Annotated in this window: 15 protein-coding genes; 9 read left to right on the plus strand and 6 right to left on the minus strand. The window is 62.1% G+C overall.

Annotated elements, in window-relative coordinates; genetic code table 11:
* Window positions 1-85: 85 nt before the first annotated feature.
* From KG088_RS03805 to KG088_RS03815, 3 genes are all read right to left on the minus strand, one after another.
* A complete protein-coding gene (locus tag KG088_RS03805; RefSeq protein ID WP_213824169.1) occupies window positions 86-1,540 on the minus strand; it encodes an NCS1 family nucleobase:cation symporter-1 in 1,455 nt (484 codons plus the stop codon).
* Window positions 1,541-1,609: 69 nt separating this feature from the next.
* On the minus strand, window positions 1,610-2,986 hold the full coding sequence (locus tag KG088_RS03810) for an NCS1 family transporter (RefSeq protein ID WP_213824170.1): 1,377 nt from the start codon (window positions 2,984-2,986) through the stop codon (window positions 1,610-1,612).
* A 141-nt stretch (window positions 2,987-3,127) separates the two neighbouring features.
* Window positions 3,128-3,874 carry an aspartate/glutamate racemase family protein gene (locus tag KG088_RS03815; protein WP_213824171.1) on the minus strand — a complete coding sequence of 249 codons (747 nt, stop codon included), beginning with the start codon at window positions 3,872-3,874 and terminating at the stop codon, window positions 3,128-3,130.
* 317 nt (window positions 3,875-4,191) lie between these two features.
* On the opposite strand from KG088_RS03815, the gene puuE reads away from it, so the two are divergent.
* From puuE to KG088_RS03835, 4 genes are all read left to right on the plus strand, one after another.
* A complete protein-coding gene (puuE, locus tag KG088_RS03820; RefSeq protein ID WP_213824172.1) occupies window positions 4,192-5,130 on the plus strand; it encodes an allantoinase PuuE in 939 nt (312 codons plus the stop codon).
* Between the two features lie 65 nt (window positions 5,131-5,195).
* Window positions 5,196-6,032: a bifunctional allantoicase/(S)-ureidoglycine aminohydrolase gene (locus tag KG088_RS03825; RefSeq protein WP_213824173.1), complete on the plus strand. Its 837-nt coding sequence runs from the start codon at window positions 5,196-5,198 to the stop codon at window positions 6,030-6,032.
* Between the two features lie 31 nt (window positions 6,033-6,063).
* Complete coding sequence (locus tag KG088_RS03830; RefSeq protein WP_213824174.1) at window positions 6,064-6,552, plus strand: ureidoglycolate lyase; 489 nt, start codon at window positions 6,064-6,066, stop codon at window positions 6,550-6,552.
* Window positions 6,553-6,903: 351 nt separating this feature from the next.
* Window positions 6,904-8,145 carry an alginate export family protein gene (locus tag KG088_RS03835; protein WP_213824175.1) on the plus strand — a complete coding sequence of 414 codons (1,242 nt, stop codon included), beginning with the start codon at window positions 6,904-6,906 and terminating at the stop codon, window positions 8,143-8,145.
* A gap of 35 nt (window positions 8,146-8,180) precedes the next feature.
* Here KG088_RS03835 and KG088_RS03840 read toward each other — a convergent pair whose 3' ends face one another.
* Window positions 8,181-8,438: a transposase gene (locus KG088_RS03840; protein WP_213824176.1), complete on the minus strand. Its 258-nt coding sequence runs from the start codon at window positions 8,436-8,438 to the stop codon at window positions 8,181-8,183.
* A 125-nt stretch (window positions 8,439-8,563) separates the two neighbouring features.
* A complete protein-coding gene (locus tag KG088_RS03845; RefSeq protein ID WP_213824177.1) occupies window positions 8,564-8,779 on the minus strand; it encodes a zinc finger domain-containing protein in 216 nt (71 codons plus the stop codon).
* Window positions 8,780-9,302: 523 nt separating this feature from the next.
* Between KG088_RS03845 and KG088_RS03850 the strand changes: the two genes are divergently transcribed.
* Window positions 9,303-13,427 (plus strand): Pls/PosA family non-ribosomal peptide synthetase, encoded by a 4,125-nt coding sequence (locus KG088_RS03850; protein WP_213824178.1) that lies wholly within the window; start codon window positions 9,303-9,305, stop codon window positions 13,425-13,427.
* Here the strand turns inward: KG088_RS03850 and KG088_RS03855 are convergent.
* A complete protein-coding gene (locus KG088_RS03855) occupies window positions 13,402-14,085 on the minus strand; it encodes a 4'-phosphopantetheinyl transferase family protein (RefSeq protein ID WP_213824179.1) in 684 nt (227 codons plus the stop codon). The genes KG088_RS03850 and KG088_RS03855 overlap by 26 nt on opposite strands.
* Window positions 14,086-14,390: 305 nt before the next feature.
* On the opposite strand from KG088_RS03855, the gene KG088_RS03860 reads away from it, so the two are divergent.
* From KG088_RS03860 to KG088_RS03875, 4 genes are read left to right on the plus strand one after another with little or no spacing between them, the layout of a single operon-like run.
* Window positions 14,391-15,686, plus strand: a complete 1,296-nt coding sequence (locus tag KG088_RS03860; RefSeq protein WP_213824180.1) for an amino acid deaminase — start codon at window positions 14,391-14,393, stop codon at window positions 15,684-15,686.
* A 39-nt stretch (window positions 15,687-15,725) separates the two neighbouring features.
* Complete coding sequence (gene modA, locus KG088_RS03865; protein WP_213824181.1) at window positions 15,726-16,541, plus strand: molybdate ABC transporter substrate-binding protein; 816 nt, start codon at window positions 15,726-15,728, stop codon at window positions 16,539-16,541.
* Window positions 16,541-17,209: a molybdate ABC transporter permease subunit gene (gene modB, locus KG088_RS03870; RefSeq protein ID WP_213824182.1), complete on the plus strand. Its 669-nt coding sequence runs from the start codon at window positions 16,541-16,543 to the stop codon at window positions 17,207-17,209. Before modA ends, modB begins: the two co-directional genes overlap by 1 nt.
* Entirely contained in the window at window positions 17,202-18,362 is a 1,161-nt protein-coding gene (locus KG088_RS03875; RefSeq protein WP_213824183.1) for an ABC transporter ATP-binding protein, read from the plus strand. Before modB ends, KG088_RS03875 begins: the two co-directional genes overlap by 8 nt.
* Window positions 18,363-18,365: the final 3 nt, after the last annotated feature.

The following is an 18,365-nucleotide window of genomic DNA, read 5'->3' on the forward strand; positions in this document are numbered from 1 at the left end:
GACTTTTTGCAAGCGAACACGAAAGCCGGGCGCTGATCAGCGCCCGGGGTGAGAGGTTGGCGGGGTTGGATAGGGCAATGACGCCTCAGCCCACGGCAGGGGCCGGTGTGCGCTGGCGGTGCATCAGGCCGTAATAGAAGAGGCCGCCGAGCCCGGCGCCCAACAACCAGCCATAGCCGCCGAGGCTTGCCAGCGCCGGCACCAGAACGGTGGAGAGCGAGAAAACCGCGGCGCCGCCGAAGGCGACCAGCGCCCGCGTGTTCCAGCCGTTGACATAATGGTAGGCGCCGGCCGGATCGGATGAGAACAGGTCCTGCATATCCAGGTTCTGGCGCTTGATCAGGTAATAGTCGACCACGATGATGCCGTAGAAGGGCGCCACCACCGCGCCAAGCGCATTGACGAAGCCGGGCACGCCGATCTGGCTGATCAGCGAGACCCACAGCGCGCCGACGAAGAAGGCGATCACGGCGGTGATCAGCCCGCCCACCTTGAAGCTGATGCGACTGGGAAAGAGATTGGCCAGGTCATAGGCGGGCGGGATGAAGTTGGCCACCAGGTTGATGCCCACGGTGGCGGCGAAAAAGGTCAGTGCGGCGACGATGGTCAGCGGCAGGGAGTCGACCCGCTCGACGATATCGGAGGGGTTGGTCAGGGCGTCGCCGAACAGCACCAGGGTGCCGGCAGTGATGATCAGGGCGATGAACGAGAAGAACGCCACGTTGAGCGGCAGCCCCAGCAGGTTGCCGAGCTTCATCTGGCGCTCGGTCTTCACGAAGCGGGTGAAGTCGCCGAAGTTGATCACCACGGCCGCGAAGTAGGCGACCATGGTGCCGACGATGGCCATGAAGGCGGCGATGGCACTGCCGGAGCGCTCGACGTCGCCACTGAAGATAGTACCGATGGCGGGAACCAGTTCGCCGCCTGCCTGCCACCAGACCACGCCCATGAGTACCAGCATGACCGCATAGACCATTGGGCCGGCCCAGTTGAGGAAGTGCTTGATGCGCTCGATGCCCTGCCAGAAGATCGCGATCTGGAACACCCAGACGATCACGAACGACAGCCAAGCCACCCCGGAGAGGCCGAGGAAGGTGGCGCCTTCGCCACCGCCCACGAGGGCGGTGATCAGCAGGGTCACGGCGGTGGACGCGAAGTAGGTCTGGACCCCGTACCAGAAGATGCCGACGATGGCGCGCAGCATGGCCGGCAGGTTGGCCCCGCGTACCCCCATGCTCGCGCGCACCATGACCGGGAAGGGGATGCCGTACTTGACGCTGGGCTTGCCGGTGAGGTTGACCAGGAACATCACGATGATGCCGGCGAGAATGATCGCCGCCATCACCGCCCAGCCATTCAGGCCATAGCTCAGGAACAGTGAGGCGGCCAGGGTGTAGCCGAACAGGCTCTGGATGTCGTTGGACCAGACGTTGAATATCTCGAAGGCACCCCAGTTGCGGTCCTGGGGTTTCAGCGGGGCCAGATCCTCGTTGTAAAGCGAGGGATCGATGTTCTGGATATCCAGATCACTGTCATGCATGGCGGTCACCGTTGGGATTATTAGGGCGCAGGGGAATCTGAAGCGTCTGCATCAGGCTCATCAATTCTTCTACTGCCGGAAACGCTGGCAGGGCGCCCAGTGCTTCATCAGCAGGAAGTAGGTGAGGCCGGCCGGGATCAGGCTCGCGTACCAGGAGACGGCCGAGAAGGTGAGCGCAGCCACGATGCCCACGGCGGTGGCGATCAGTGCGGCGGCGTTGACGCCCTGGTAGGGGCCGTTCTCGTCGTACAGCTTGTCGAGGTCCAGTGTGCGGCGGCGGATCAGGTAGTAGTCGACCACCAGCACGGCGAAGATCGGGCCCAGAAAGGCGGAGTAGGTCTGCACGAACAGCTGCAGGCCAGCGGCGGATTCCGGCTGCACCAGCTTCCAGGGAAAGGTGGCGAAGGCCAGCAAACCGACGATCACGGTGGCGATGGGAAACTTCATCTTGAAGACATCCATCAGCACATAGGTCGGCGGCACCACGTTGTTGAGCACATTGGTGGTGACCTGGGCGAAGGCAATGAACAGCAGGGTGGTCATCAACAGCGGGGTGTTGTCCACGGCGTTGGCGAACACCTGGATCGGATCCGCGGTACCGGTGGCTTCGGACACCATGTAACCGATCAGGCCCATGAACAGGGTGCAGGGCAGGATCGACATGGCGTAGATGGTGGTCATCAGCCCCGGGCCGGTGCCGTGCTTGTGCTCGCGAGCGTAGTCGCTGACGTTGAGCATCATGGTGCTGTAGATGCCCAGGAATAGCATGGTGGCGCCCCAGAACGGCATGCCCCAGGAGCCTTCCATGGTCAGCAGGCTGGCCGACAGCTCGTCGCCGTAGCGCTGAACGGTGGCATAGAACATGTACATCAGCGAGACGAGGATGAAGGCGCTGCCGATGTTCTCCAGCCACTTGATGCCCTGAAAGCCCATCACCGAGAGGCCGATCTGCAGGAACTGGAAAGTAATGAAATAGAAGATCAGGTTATCGAAGCCGAACAGGGTGGCCGACACCATGTTCAAGGCCCCGGCGCCGATCCAGCTCTGAAAGCCGTACCAGACCACCGCCGGCACGGCGCGCACCAGGCCGGGGACCCGCGTGCCGGCGAAACCGAAGGCGCTGCGTGCCTGGACCATGAAGGGAATGCCGTACTTGTAGCCGGCGGCGCCATTGATCGCCAGCGCGATACCGATCACGAAGCAGCCGATGGCGATGGCAAGCGTCGCCTGTAGCAGGTTCAACGTGCCCACGACGCTCGAGCCCATGGCGAAGGTGCCGATCGACACGCAGCCGCCGAACCAGGCCAGGAAGTAGGAGGGTCGACCCATGATGCGGGTCTGCTGGGGAGCCAGACTTTCCTGCCCCGGCGCCTTGGTGGCCGGGCTCGTGGCGACGGCTGGATCCCCCGTGGACGCTGCAGTGCTGTCGGGAGTGGGATGGCTCATGGTGATGTCCTCGCAAGTCGTTTCTGTGCTTGTGGTTGTCTTCCGGCGGGGTACTGCCGTGGAAGGCTTGCGGCTTGGCGTGCGCTCGTGGCGTCTTGTAATGATGGCGACTCAAAGAAAGTTAAGCAGGATGCGTGCCAATTATCGGGCGGGCTGGAGTTGCGAGAGGCTCTCGAAGCGCCCGGAGAAGGGTTTGGGTCGGGGGAAGGCCAGGTCACCGTGCTTGCTGGTGCCCAGCCCCAGGCAGACCAGGGCCTCGGCAAGCTTCACGGCGGCGGTGACCCCTTCCACCACCGGCAGGCCGACCTCGCGGCTGATGGTGTCGGTCAGTTCGGCCATGCCACCGCAGCCCAGCACGATAGCGCCGATGCCGTCCTCGTCGCGGGCCCGCCGACACTCATCAACGATCCGCACGAGGGCCGCGTCACTGTTCTCCTCCAGGTCCAGTACCGGGATCTCCGCGGCGCGCACCCGGCGGCAGTGATGACCAAAGCCATATTGTTCGAGCAGGTGCTCGGCGATGATGCCGGTGCGTCCCAGCGTGGTGACGACGGAGAAACGCGTGCTGATCAGCGTCGCCATATGGAAGGCGGCCTCGGCGATACCGATCACCGGGGCCCGGGTCAGCTCGCGTGCCGCCAGCAGGCCGGGGTCGCCGAAACAGGCGATTACATAGGCATCGGCGCCCTCGCGCTCACCGGCCAGCACCTCCTCAAGCATGCCTACAACGCTGATGGCCTCGTCGAAATGGCTCTCGATGGAGACCGGGCCGCTATCTGGTTGGGTCGCTGTAATATGAGTGCCCGGCGAGGCGATGCGGCGTGCCGCTTCGGCAATGGTCGACGTCATGCTGCCGGTCGTGTTGGGGTTGATGACACGTATGTGCATGGCACTTGCTCCGGAGCGATGTTGTGAACAAAAAATCTGTCTTTGTACACAAAATAGACATCCTTATTGCCTTCTGCAAGACACCAAATACGCCCACTAAGGGTGATGATTCTATTTCGGGTAAGCATCAAGCCGCTTTTTCTCGTGAATTCGAGTCTTATGCCCATCGCTTGCCGTCGGGGCTTGTCGTCGAAGCTTGCAGACCGACCAGGCAGTTCTTATGTTGTTATCGTATACATGAGTCTCAAGGCAATGACCGTGCCATCCTTCGTGAGTCGGTCAGAGTCCATATTGCCATTCCGCCAGGAGCTCTTGTCATGATCGGATCTGCTTTAACGGATTATCCCCGCGACTTGATCGGCTACGGTCGCCATCCGCCGCATGCCGCCTGGCCGGACAAGGCGAGAATCGCCGTGCAGTTCGTGCTCAACTACGAGGAGGGGGCCGAGAACAACGTGTTGCATGGAGATGCCGGCTCCGAGCAGTTTCTTTCCGAGATCATCGGCGCCCCCTCCTTTCCCGATCGCCACCTGAGCATGGAGTCGATCTATGAGTACGGCTCGCGTGCCGGGGTCTGGCGGGTACTGCGTGAGTTCGAGCGCCGGGGCCTGCCGCTAACGGTATTCGGCGTGGCCATGGCGCTGGAGCGGCATCCTGAGCTGGCGCACGCCTTCAAGGAGTTGGGTCATGAAGTTGCCTGCCACGGTTACCGCTGGATCCATTACCAGGAAGTGTCCGAGCGGGTCGAGCGCGAGCACATGGTCCGCGCCATGGAGATTTTCCAGCGCCTCTATGGCGAGAAGCCGCTGGGCTGGTACACCGGCCGCGACAGCCCTAATACCCGGCGGCTGCTGCTCGATGAGGGCGGTTTTCTCTACGACAGCGACTACTACGGCGACGATCTCCCCTTCTGGACGCGTGTGGCGGACAGTCAAGGTAGCGAGCACGTGCATCTGGTCGTGCCCTATACCCTCGACACCAACGACATGCGCTTCGCCGCGCCCCAGGGCTTCAATACCGCGGATCATTTCTTCACCTACCTCCGCGACGCCTTCGATGTCCTTTACGCGGAGGGGGAGGAGGCGCCGAAGATGCTCTCGGTAGGCCTGCACTGTCGGTTGATCGGTCGGCCGGGGCGTTTTCGCGCCCTGCAGCGCTTCCTCGACCATATCGAGGCGCACGACCGGGTCTGGGTGACCCGTCGGGTGGACATTGCCCGCCACTGGATCAAGCGTCATCCGGCACCGGTACTCTGAGGCAGAACTCCCAATCTCGCGCTTATCAGAAAATACCATTCAGGCACTATCAGTCAGGAAATGTCATGAAGACGCGCACTTACTACGCTCCCGCCGGGGGGCATCCCCCCCAGACTCAGCTGCTCTCCGACCGGGCGGTATTCACCGAGGCTTACGCCGTCATCCCCAAGGGCGTATTCGGCGACATCGTCACCAGCCAGCTGCCGTTCTGGGAGAAGGCCCGCCTGTGGATTCTGGCGCGCCCGCTCTCAGGCTTCGCCGAAACATTTTCGCAATACATCATGGAAGTGGCGCCGGGCGGGGGCAGCGACCGGCCTGAGCTTGATCCCGCCGCCGAGGGCGTGCTCTTTGTCGTGGAGGGCGAGCTCTGCCTGACGCTTGGCGGCGAGCGCCATGACATGCTCCCCGGGGGCTATGCGTTCATCCCGCCGGGCAGCGACTGGCGGGTGCTCAACACGAGTGAGGCGCCGGTACGTTTTCATTGGGTGCGCAAGGCCTACGAGGCGGTCGATGGCATCAAACCACCGGCGGCGTTCGTGACCAACGAGAACGATATCGCGCCGCGCCCCATGCCGGATACCGATGGACGCTGGGCGACCACGCGCTTCGTCGAGCCCGACGACGTGCGTCACGACATGCACGTCAACATCGTCACCCTGCAGCCTGGAGCGGTGATTCCCTTCGCCGAGACCCATGTCATGGAGCATGGCCTCTATGTGCTCGAGGGCAAGGCGGTCTACCACCTCAATCAGGACTGGGTCGAGGTCGAGGCCGGCGACTTCATGTGGCTGCGCGCCTTCTGCCCACAGGCCTGCTATGCCGGCGGGCCGGGTCCGTTTCGCTATCTGTTATACAAAGACGTGAATCGCCATATGAAGCTCGGCTTGGCCGGTGGTCGATAGGCGAAAGGTGAGAGGTAAAAAGGAGACCTGCATGCTGGAACTGAACGCCGAGCCGTTGACACCCGAGGCCTTTGCCCCGTTCGGTGAGGTCATCGATTCGCGAATCGCCGACTATTTTCCCATCAACGCCGGGCGCACCCGGCGCTATCATGACCTGGCGACGGTGGAGACTCTGGGCGAGGATGCACGGACACTGATCAGCATCTTCGTCAGCCAACCGGTCGCGTTGCCGCTGGAGCTGGACTTCCTGGAGCGTCATCCGCTGGGGAGTCAGGCCTTCATGCCGCTTCATCAGGAACGCTTCGTGATCGTGGTCGCACCGCCGGGCGACGAGATCGACCCCACCCAGGTGCGGGCTTTCGTTACCGACGGGCGCCAAGGGGTCAACTACCGGGCTGGTACCTGGCACGCCATCCAAGCGGTGCTGGAGCGTGAAGGTGAGTTCCTGGTCGTCGATCGGGGCGGGGCGGGCAACAATTGCGAGGAGTTCACGCTGGGGGTGAGGGTGAACCTGGCGTAGCGCCCATCTCCATGTTGTTCTCATTCTTATGTGAGTTTGTTAATACTGGCCGGACTGACCCAAGCCATACTGTTCGATGATATGTTGTAATCATGAATCGATAAGTAGTTTTTTCGTTACGCTTTGTCCTAGACTGGTATCGAAGCGTCACTTGGCGAGCAACTTTCGACGAGCAATTTTTATCCGACCCAGACGTGCCCGTACATCCAGCTTACGTGAGCCGTATGCCTCTCATCTCGGGGGTGGCAGAGCATGACCCATGTTCAAAACCTGACTGTTGAGGCCAGTATTGCCTCGATACCCAGACGCCGACCGCGTCGATGGTGCCAGGACACTGCCTGGTTGTTGTCCTTGACCCTGATAGCCACCCCTTCGGGATTCTTGTTGGCGCAAACGTCAGACGACGAGGAGTTTCTCGATCGCTTGGAGTACGAGGTCTGGGTGGATGCCAGTTTCGAGCGACTCGGCAATATGGATCTCGATAGTCGACGATCGGATGGGCTATCGGCGGTAGTGCCGGAACTCGGCTTGGGTATCGACTTTGAGGTGAGTGACACTATCGACGCGTATTTGTCGCTGCTGGCGGAGGGGTGGTGGGCGGTTGATCGGGGCCGGGAGCGAGGTCTTGAGGAAAGCGAGTCCTCCTTGAATGTGTCGGAACTTTATTTTGATTTTTACGATATAACGGATGAATTGTCGTTCAGAGTCGGTCGTCAGACGTTTGCGGACCCTCGTGAATGGCTCTACGTCGAGGAATTGGATGGCATTCGTGCCTTTTATGACTACGACGATCTGTCGCTGGAGTTGTCGGCCAGTCGCGAGCGGGAATTCACCAGGGATATCTTCGAGAATGATGCATCCGAGGAGCGCGTCAACAATTACATTGTTTCTGGTAGCTACCAGTTGACAGATGATCATCAGGCCGGCGCCTATGCCCTGGTGCGAGATGACCAACTGGGCTCCGTCAACCCGATCTTCTATGGCCTGCGGGCCGGTGGTGCGGTGACCGACTCCCTCGATTACTGGCTCGAACTGGGGCATGTCAGGGGGCGCGATGGCTCGGATCGATTGCGGGGCTATGGTGTTGATCTTGGCGGTACCTATCAGTTCTCTGCGCCGCTAGAACCTTCGCTGACCCTTGCCTACGCCTATGGCAGCGGCGATTCGAACCCGGACAGCGATGTCGATCGGCAGTTCCGGCAGACCGGTCTCCACGACAACCATGGCAGTTTCAACGGGATACAGGGCTTTAGCTATTACGGAGAAACGCTGGACCCTGATCTGAGCAACATTGAAATAGTGACCGCAGGTATCGGCGTTCGCCCCAGTGAACTGAGTTCCGTCGACCTCATCTACCACCATTATCAACAGGACGTGGCCACCGATGACTTCATCGAGGGGTCGCTACTTCTCGTGCCGACGAATGGGGAAAGCCGGGATGTCGGCCAGGCTGTCGATCTTGTGCTCGGTTATCATGCGTTCGAGGATCTGAGGTTGCGTTCAAGACTCGGTTATTTCATGCCGGGAGGTGCCTTTGGCAACTCGGCGAGCGATGCCTATTCGTTGGTTGTTGGGTTCGAATATACTTTTTAATATTCTGATCAACTTTTTTAGAGTTCGTCGACGTTTCATGTGGATCTGACCTGGTTGGGCAGACTGCCAACTGGGCTGCCGATCAGGGTGATCATGGCGATGAAGTTGGCCTCGTTCCGGTAGCCGCGTGCGCGTGATCGGGCAGCCTGAAAGAGACCGTTCATGCCCTCCAGTCGTGCGTTGGTCAGGCGGGAGATCCAGCGCCTCACCACCTGCTCCGCATGCCGCTGCAGGGTGGTCAGGGTCTTCGCCATCGGCTTGAGTAGTGGCTGATCTGTGATCGCCTCGCGCATGACCTTGAGGTAGTTCGTGATGCGTCACCGGGCGGCTCGCGGCATCAGGGGGCATGATCTGGCGCCCAGGCTATACCGCCTCAGGTCTTGTGGATGCTCACCCTGATGCCAAGGCCTGCTGGTAGCTAATCAACAAGCCCGGAGAGACACAAGATCTTGTCGGCGAAGTCGTGGGCCGGACAGGCCTTACCGCACTCGGGGCAGGGGTAGAGGCTACCTCGCTCGGCCTCGACGTAGAGGTACAGGCGGTGGGGTGACACGGCAGTATCCAGATGCTGATCCTTTAGGATCCAGGGTACTTCCAAGCCTAGGCCGAGGGTCAGAATCTGGGTGCCCTCCATGCCACGCCTCCTGTGTCGTGAAGGCGCTATCGTGGCTCAACGCCGGGGCCGAATTCCACACCTAAACGACGAAGAGCCTTTTTTAGCTGATTATTTGATCTGGATCACCTCGTGAGTGTTTATCTTTCGAGGTGATTTGCTGTGTCTTCAATCCGGTCCGCCTTATTTAGCCAATCAATCAAAAGGTTGGCAAAATCATGCCTGATATTATCAAAAATAAACTTTGATAACACAGGTTATGCGACCTATATGTTACTTGATGTTTCGGGATGTTGTTTAAACAAGTCGTAATGCAAGCTGGTTTTTTTAATCAGTGAAGAGTGGAGTAATACAAGTTATTTGAGTGGTTCTTATTATGAGATTATTTCTCATTTGGTTTTAATTAAAAGGCGATAGAAGTTCTCGTTTATGACGTGAATAAAGGTGCTGCCATGCGCGCAATCGGACTGCAGGTGTTTATGGATATGGGGTCGGAAATAGGACTCAGCCCGGCTGATAAAGGATTATTATCTGGAGGACAGTCATGAACGACTACGCGGCCAACTTGGCAGATGTTCTTGTTTCCGAGCCGTTGGTGAGGGAGAACGATCTCGAAGTTGCCTTGACGCGAGATGGTGACACTAGGCCCCGATGGCAGTCGGGCGAGCGACTTCACCACTTGTTCGAAGCGGTGGCGGAACAGTGGCCGGACGCGATCGCCGTCGAAACCCCGGAGGCGAGTCTGAGCTTTGCCGAGCTCGATACGGAGGCGAACCGGCTGGCGAGGCTATTGGAGAATCGCGGCATTGGGGCCAATGATGTCGTGGCGCTGCTCTTCGACAGGAACCTGGAATCCTATATCGCCCTGCTCGCGGTCCTCAAGCTGCATGCCGTCTATGTGCCGCTGGACCCGATGTTTCCGCCTGACAGGATCTATTACATCGCCGCCGATGCTGGCGCGTCGACGATCCTGACCATTGAAAGGCACAAGAGTCTTGCCGAGGCGGCAAACCTGCCGATCTTGAGCCTCGACTCGCTGGCCGCCGAGCGACGAGACTATTCTCCGGACAGCTTCCTGGCCCCTGAAGCAAGGGGCGAGCTGGCCTATATCATCTACACCTCGGGGTCGACCGGGAAACCGAAGGGCGTGCGAATCACGCATCACTCGATCGTCAATTTCGTGCGTGTGGCGGCCGAGACCTATGGTTACCGACCCGGGGACCGCGTCTACCAGGGCCTCACCCTGGCGTTCGATTTCTCGGTAGAAGAGATATGGGTGCCTCTGCTGGTAGGTGCCACGCTGGTGCCGAGCCAGGCAAAGGGCAGCCTGGTGGGTGAAGACCTGCACGCCTTTCTCACCGAGCATCGCATCACGGCTATTTGTTGTGTGCCGACCCTGCTTTCCACCATCGAGGAAGAGTCGACGGACTTGCCCGATCTTCGCTTGCTGATCGTCTCGGGTGAGGCCTGCCCGGTCGATATCGTGCGGCGTTGGCATCGCGATGACCGCATGATCCTGAACGCCTACGGACCGACCGAGGCGACGGTGACGGCGACCGTGGCGGAATTGCGCCCGAACCAGCCGATTACCATCGGCAGCCCACTGCCCAGCTACAGCGTCGTCATCCTCGACCCCGACGGCCCCGTGGCCTTGGAAAAGGGCGAGGTCGGCGAAATCGGCATCGCGGGCATCGGCCTTTCACCGGGTTATGTTGGCCGAGACGACCTGACCCAAAAAGTGTTCATCGAGGACTTCCTGGGGCTGCCCGACAATCCCTCTGGGCGGATCTATCGCACCGGCGATCTGGGACGTATCGACGGGGCGGGCCAAGTCGAATATCTCGGCAGGATCGATACCCAGGTCAAGATCCGGGGCTACCGGATCGAACTGACCGAGATCGAATCGGTGATCATGCAGCAGCCCGGTATCGTGCAGGCCGTCGTGGATACGTTCGAGCCGGAACCCGGCACGCGGGAACTGGTGGCGTACTACACCACCAGCACGGAGGTGGCGCCCGAACAGGTGGCCAACGCGCTCAGCGAACAGCTTCCCTCGTTCATGGTGCCCGCGTACTACGAGCCGCTCGAGGTCATCGCCATGTTGCCCTCCGACAAGGCGGATCGCCGGCTGTTGCCACCGCCGAGCGGCAAGCGTCTGGTCCGCGGGAGCGATGCGTTCGTGGCGCCGGACGGCGAGGTCGAGACGCGTCTTGCAGGGCTTCTGGCCGATCTGTTGACGCTCGAGCGGGTCTCGGTAACGCACGACTTCTTCGCCGACCTGGGGACCAACTCCCTTATCATGGCGCGCTTTTGTACCCGCGTGCGCCGTGAGATGGCGTGTACCGACATCTCGATGCGGGACATCTACCAGGCGCCGACGGTACGCGAGTTGGCGGCCCGTGTCGGCGCTCTGATGACGTCCGCTACCGTGGATGCTCCGCAAGCACCGCGCCAGCCGGCACCGCATGTGGCCAGCGATCTGGCCTACTGGGGCACCGGCTGCTACCAGCTGCTCATGGCGCTGCTGGTGGGCTGGGGCATGATGGAAATCGTCTTCGATAGCATCGCATGGATGCTTGAAACCCGAGGCGTGGAACTGTACCTCCGGGCCGCAGCCTTTTCCCTGATCATGCTGGTGATAATGATGGTACTGCCCATCGCCGCCAAGTGGTTGCTGATCGGCCGCTGGCAAGAGGTCGACTTCCCGATCTGGGGCGTGAACTATGCCCGCTTCTGGCTCGTGAAGTCACTGATCCAGGCCTCGCCCCTGGCCAGGGTGAAAGGGACCCCGTTGTACAACGCCTATCTGAAGTCGCTCGGTGTGCGTGTGGACTGGAGCGCCATGGTGATGTGTAACCCCCCGGTGTGTACGGACCTGGTCGAGATCGGTCCCCAGGCGGTGGTGGGGCGTGAGGTGATGCTCCAGGGCTACAAGGCGGTTGCGGGACGAATCGTTACCGGGCCGGTACACATCGGTGCTCGCGCCTATGTGGGGGACGGGGCGGTCCTGGATATCCATACCCGCCTGGAGGACGGGGCGGAGCTGGCCCATGCCTCGGCGCTGTATGAGGGGCAGGTCGGCCGGGCCGGTGTCAGCTATCATGGCACCCCGGCGGAGGCGACCACCACACGCTTCCGTGTGCTGCCTCCAGGGACGGCGTCGCTGGCCCGCCGCATTGGCTACACCCTGGCCCAGCTCGGGACCTGGGTGCTGGGGCTCGGGCCGGCCCTGTTCATCATGCTCACGTGGGTCATCCGACCTGTCGTGGAAGAGGGTCTCAGGGCGGTGCCGGTCGTCGGCCTGACCAGCCAGACCCTGGCTGTGCTGCCCAAGCTACTGGGCTATTCGGCGGCCTTCTTTGTCGGCTCGATGCTGCTGGGGCTGGTGGTGATCACGGTGGTGCCGAGGCTGGTCTGGCGGTTCCTGCAGGAAGATCGCGAGTATCCGCTGTATGGGGTGCGTTATTACCTGGTGCGGATGATCATCGGCGGATCGAACTCCAAGTTCTTCAATCTGCTCTTCGGCGACAGTTCCTATATCGTCTATTACCTGGGCGCGATCGGCTATCGGTTCAACGGGCTGAAGCAGTCCGGCTCGAATTTCGGGGTGCATCAACGCCACGATGTACCGTTTCTGTGTGAGTTCGGGTACAACACCATGGTCTCGGACAACCTGGTCATGGCGAATGCCACGTTCTCCGGTGCCGCCTTTCGTCTCGGACGGGTCAGGTTCGGCCGCGACAATTTCCTGGGTAACGATATCCACTATCCTGCGGGGGGACGGACCGGCGACAACGTCCTGTTCGGCACCAAGACGCTGGTACCCGTCGACGGTGAGCTGCGCGAGAATACCGGCCTGCTCGGCTCGCCGGCCTTCGAGATTCCCCGCTCGGTGATGCGCGACCGGCAGTTCGATCACTACAAGGCGCCCGAGGTCCTGGCCGCGCGTTTGCGGCTGAAAAACCGCCACAACCTCATGACGATGGCGCTGTTCCTGTTGGCACGCTACGTCCTCCTGGCGCTGATGCTGGTCGTCGGCCATGCGCTGGTCTTCGACATGGGCTTCAAGAGCCCCTTCGAGTTGACCGTCACGGGCATGTTCCTGACTTTCATGTCGTGCGTGTATGTTGTCCTCGTCGAGCGGGCCTCCTTTTGTTTCAGGGATCTTTCGCCTCAGTACTGCGCGATCCTGGATGACTATTTCTGGCGGCACGAACGGTTCTGGAAGATGAACGTCTTGACCCACCTGAACCTTTTCAATGGAACCCCCTTCAAGGGTCTGATGTGGCGAGGCCTCAACGTGCGTGTCGGGCGCAAGCTCTACGATGAGGGCTGCGGGATGCCCGAGAAGAGCCTGGTGACCATCGGCGATCATTGCACCCTGAATGCAGGCACCACAATCCAGGCCCACTCGCTCGAGGACGGCATCTTCAAGTCGGACCATGTCACGCTTGGAGAGGGGGCCACTCTCGGGGTCAAGTCGTTCGTCCACTATGGCACGGTCCTCGGCGAGGACTCGCGCCTGGAGGCGGACAGCTTCCTGATGAAGGGGGAGCGCATGGCCTGCGGCAGTCGCTGGCACGGCAATCCGGCGCGCCCCGTGTTAGGAGAAGAGCTGGCGGCGCTTTCGCAGATCGACACGCTCACCCCGATGGCGGTCCCAGCGTGAGCGCCAGGGCATAGTCGCTGTCGCCGAGACGAAAGCTGTCATGAAAGACCGCTCCGCCATCGGGGCGGTCTTTTAAGGTGCCTGATGGCGCCAAGGCGTATGACGCAGTTTCTATAGCGGTTGCATCCCCCATGAGGCCCTCGCCGATTTCCTTGGCGAGGGCTTCCTTCAATGTCCAGATCGTCACGAATATGCCCGGGGCGTAGCGTACAAGCCAGGTTTCGTGTTGTGAGAGTAGATACGTCGGCAGATCATCGTCGACGCAATAAGGAATCGCTTCCAGGTCGATTCCCACCGGTCGGTGTTGCGTGGCGGCGACGGCACAAATATCGCCAGCATAGGCAATCGAGACATGGAATCCCGGCTCGGGTCCCACGACTTCCGGCCGGCCCTGCGAGGAACGCGTCAGCACCCAGCGTTCCGGCGGTATCCGGCCCTGTACCTGTTGGCTAAGGAGTTCCCGAATCGCCCAGTGGGATGCCTTGAAGCCATAGGGTCCGACCGACTGCACGCAACGTTGCGGCGGGTGGTTGACCTGGCTGACCGGCGTGAATGCCGGCCAGGCCATCGAGACGATACCCATGTTGACCCCACGAAGGCTAAAGTCGCGGAGTGCGAAAGAGTAGGGCAGCGGTATCCATCTGGTGCGAGGTCTCATCCTTGAGTTCCCTTGCTTCCTTGGCCTGACCGTGGCTTGCCCGCCGGTCTCTTTCGATCAGGTGGCCTTGAGTATAGAAGCGATTCGTTTCACCCACAGCCGTAGCGATGGGTCGACAGGCGTAGCGGTGGAACGAAAGACGGGATGAGCACGTGCCTTGCCTTTCATCAACCGACCCTGGCCCAATGATGCGTATACTTCTTTCGAAGCGAGGATAAGCGGTTAATCACGGTATTGCCGGGCACTCACATCGAGAACGTCAGAGTGAGGTCAGTCGGGGAGAGGTCAATGGTGTCGAGGTGGCCATGAACACGCGAAGGGAACGGCTCAGCGATGGACTCAGCCATGGTCCCAGCCATGGTCCCAGCCATGATAAGGGCACGCTGGAGGCGGCACCGGATCTGCTGTCCGGCGTCAGCCTGCCGGCAGCGGTGGTCTTCGAGAGACCGCTCGCTCACAACCTTGCGTGGATGCAGCGTTTTGCCGACGCGCATGGCGCGCGCCTGGCGCCTCACGGCAAGACCACCATGGCGCCGTCGCTGTTCCATCGTCAGCTCGAGGCCGGCGCCTGGGGCGTTACCCTGGCAACGGCCCCGCAGTGTCGGGCGGCCTTAGCCCACGGCGTCACGCGATTGCTGATGGCCAATCAGCTGGTCGGCGAGGCCAACATGGCGATCATTGCCGATCTGATTGAGGCGGGGGCGGATGTCTACTGTGTGGTCGACGGCAGCGAGAACGTGAGTCAACTGGGGCGCTTCTTCACGGCGCGTGGGTTACGTCTCAAGGTACTGATCGAACTGGGCGTCATGGGTGGGCGCTGCGGCTGTCGTGACCAGGACGAGGTCATGGCGCTGGGCGAACAGATCCAGGAATCGCCGGCGCTGGTGCTGGCAGGCCTCGAGGGCTACGAAGGAGTCGTGGTCAGTGACGAGCCCCAGCAAGACGTTCTGGCTTACGCCTGGCACTTGGTCGAGGCCGCCCAGGCGCTGGATCATGACGGGCTCTTCGAGGCCCACCAGCCGATTCTCACCGCATCGGGGTCCGCCTGGTACGACCTGATTGCCGGCGTGTTTCATGAGGCACGGCTGGGTAAACACTTCGTTCCCGTGCTGCGCCCCGGCTGCTATGTGGTCCACGACCATGGCCTTTATCGTGAGGCACAGCACGGCGTGCTGAGACGCCGCCCCGAGCTCGAGAAAGGCCTGTTGCCGGCGCTGGAGGTGTTCGCCCAGGTGCAGTCGCTCCCCGAGCCGGGGCTTGCCATCGTCGCCATGGGCAAGCGCGATATCGGTGGCGACCGCTTGCCCTTGGCGCTGCGTCGCTACCGCGAGGGCGGTAGTGCTGGGCAGGACCTCGGCGTGGCGGGTTGGGAGGTCGTCAAGCTGATGGACCAGCATGCGTTCGTCCGCTTGCCCACCACTTCCGAGGAGGCTTTCGATGGCGACATGCGCGTAGGCGACGTGCGCGTAGGCGACGTGCGCGTAGGCGATATCGTGGCGTTCGGTACCTCCCATCCCTGTCTGACCTTCGACAAGTGGCGAACGATCCTGCTGGTCAACGAGCGGCTCGAGGTCACCGAGGTGATGGCGACCTGCTTCTAAGGTAACGTCTCGATAGATAGCGGATCAGCGGGGAAGCGAATGAGAACAGGATGGCGAATCGCGCTGCTCGGGCTGCTGTCGATGCTGATGCCGGCGGTGCACGCCGACGTGCCCACCGTGGCCGCGGCGTCGGACCTGCAGTTTGCTCTCACCGACGCGGCGCAACGCTTCCAGGACGAGACCGGCCGTGAGTTGCGGCTGAATTTTGGCTCCTCCGGCAATTTTCGCCGCCAGATCGGCCAGGGGGCGCCCTTCGAGCTGTACCTGTCGGCTGACGAGGCCTATGTGCATGCGTTACACGAGGAGGGTCTCACGGAAGATGCCGGGGTGGTGTATGCCATCGGCCGTCTGGTCTGGTTGCAGCGGGCCGGCCGAGACGACCTGCCGGAAGCGGGCGATCCACTGGCCGGCGTTCGTGAAGCCATTAAGACCCACCAACAAGGGCAGGACCGCCCACGCATCGCCCTGGCCAACCCCGAGCACGCCCCTTATGGGGTGGCGGCCAGGCAGGCCATGAGGCACGCCGGGCTCTGGGACGCCACTGCCGAGCTGCGAATCCTGGGCGAGAACGTGTCCCAGGCCGGCCAGTTCGCGCTTTCCGCCGATGCCCGCGGCGGGCTGGTCGCCTATTCGCTTGCCCGGGCGCTCGCGCTTGCCGAGCGCACGGATCACGTGTTGATCCCCGAGGCGTGGCACGAACCCCTGGTGCAGCGGATGGTGCTGATCGAGGGGGCCGGCGGAACGGCCCGCGCCTTCTATAACTGGCTGCAGCAGGACGAGGCACGGCAGATTTTGTCCCGCTACGGGTTCACGCTGCCGACAGATGCGTCGCTTGCCGAAGGACGCTCGCCCTGATGGATTGGACGGCGCTGTCGGTCTCGTTGAAGCTAGCCGTTGCGACCTGCCTGCTGCTGGTACCGTTCGGCCTCTGGCTGGGACGCTTGCTGGCGCGCGGAGGCTTTCGCGGCAAGCCGTTCTGCGAAGCGCTGGTGGCCCTGCCGCTGGTCATGCCGCCCACCGTGCTGGGGTTTTATCTGATGCTGTCGTTCGGTGCCGATGCCCCCGTGGGGGCGGTGTGGCAGCGGCTCACGGGAGGCGGGCTCACCTTTACCTTCAGCGGCATTCTGCTGGCGTCGCTGGTGGCCAATCTGCCGTTTGCGGTGCAGCCGATCCAGCGAGCCTTCGAGACGATACCCGCCAATCTGCGCGAGGCCGCCTGGTGCAGCGGCCTGTCGCCCTGGCAGACGTTCCGGCGAATCGAGCTGCCGCTGGTCTGGCCGGGGGTCGTTTCCGCCCTGGCGCTGACCTTCGCGCATACCCTCGGCGAGTTCGGCGTCATCCTGATGGTCGGTGGCGCCATCGATGGTGAAACCCGCACCCTGGCGATCGCCATCTACGACCGCGTGCAGGCCTTCGATGAGCAGGGCGCCGCCATCATGTCGGCCATGCTGCTGCTGGTGTCGTTCCTGACCATTGGGGTTGTTTACGGGCTGGCCGGGCACCGCCGGTGGCGACATGTCTGAGCTTCCCGAAGGTGCGACTCCCGCCTGTCTCGACGTGGGGCTTTATCAGCCCGGCCCGATACCGCTAGCCGCTAACTTTCACTGCGAGCCCGGCGAGTTGCTGGCCCTGGTGGGCCCCTCGGGCAGCGGCAAGACCACCTTGCTGCGGGCCATTGCTGGACTCTATCGGCCGGCCGGGGGCTGGGTGCGCTGTGCCGGCGAGAGCTGGTTTGACGCCGGCCAAGGCCTGTCGCTGGCGCCGCAGAGGCGGCGAGTGGGGCTGGTCTTTCAGGATTATGCACTGTTTCCCCACCTCAGCGCGCTGCGCAACATCATGGTGCCGCTGGATCACTTGCCGACGGCCAGGCGTCGCGAACAGGCGCTTGCCTGGCTGTCGCGGGTGCGCCTGGAGGGGCTGGCCGACCGCTACCCGGCCGAGCTCTCCGGTGGCCAGCGCCAGCGGGTTGCCCTGGCGCGAGCCCTGGCTCGTCAGCCGAGGGTGCTGCTGCTCGACGAGCCGTTCTCGGCGGTGGACCAGGTCACCCGGCGACGCCTGCAACGCGAGCTGGCGCTGCTACGCGAACAGATCTCCATTCCCATCGTGCTGGTCACCCATGACCTGGATGAGGCCTGCGCCCTGGCCGACAGGATTTGTGTGCTGCATGCCGGTTGCAGCCTGCAGCAATCTTCTCCCGATACGCTGTTTCGCCGGCCGGCGAGCCCGGAAGTGGCACGGCTGCTCGATCGCCATAATGTCTTCACCGGCGTGGTGGTGGAGCAGGGCGGTGAGCGATACCTTCAGTGGGGACGCTACCATCTCGAGGTCGAACAGGGCCTGGAATGCTTGCCGTTGGGGCAGCGGGTCGACTGGTACCTGCCGCACTCCGACGTGGTGCTGCACCGTCGCCACCGACCCTCCCAGGGCGAGCGGGAAAACCCCGTCACGGCCCGCGTCGTCGAGCTGGTCGTGCTGGGGGGGATTACCTCGGTATCGCTGGCCGTCGACCATAGCGATGCTATCCTGCGTTTCGAGATCGCCACCCACGCCGCGCGTCGCAATGGCCTGGCGCGCGGCGAAACCGTCCAGGTCTCGCTGTTGGCCTCGGGCATCCACCTGATGCCCGGTGCCGCCGCCCTGGATGCCCACACGACTCCCGAGCGAGAACCGACATGAGAG

Origin of the sequence: Halomonas jincaotanensis, from assembly GCF_018448785.1 — a bacterium.
GTDB lineage: Bacteria > Pseudomonadota > Gammaproteobacteria > Pseudomonadales > Halomonadaceae > Halomonas > Halomonas jincaotanensis.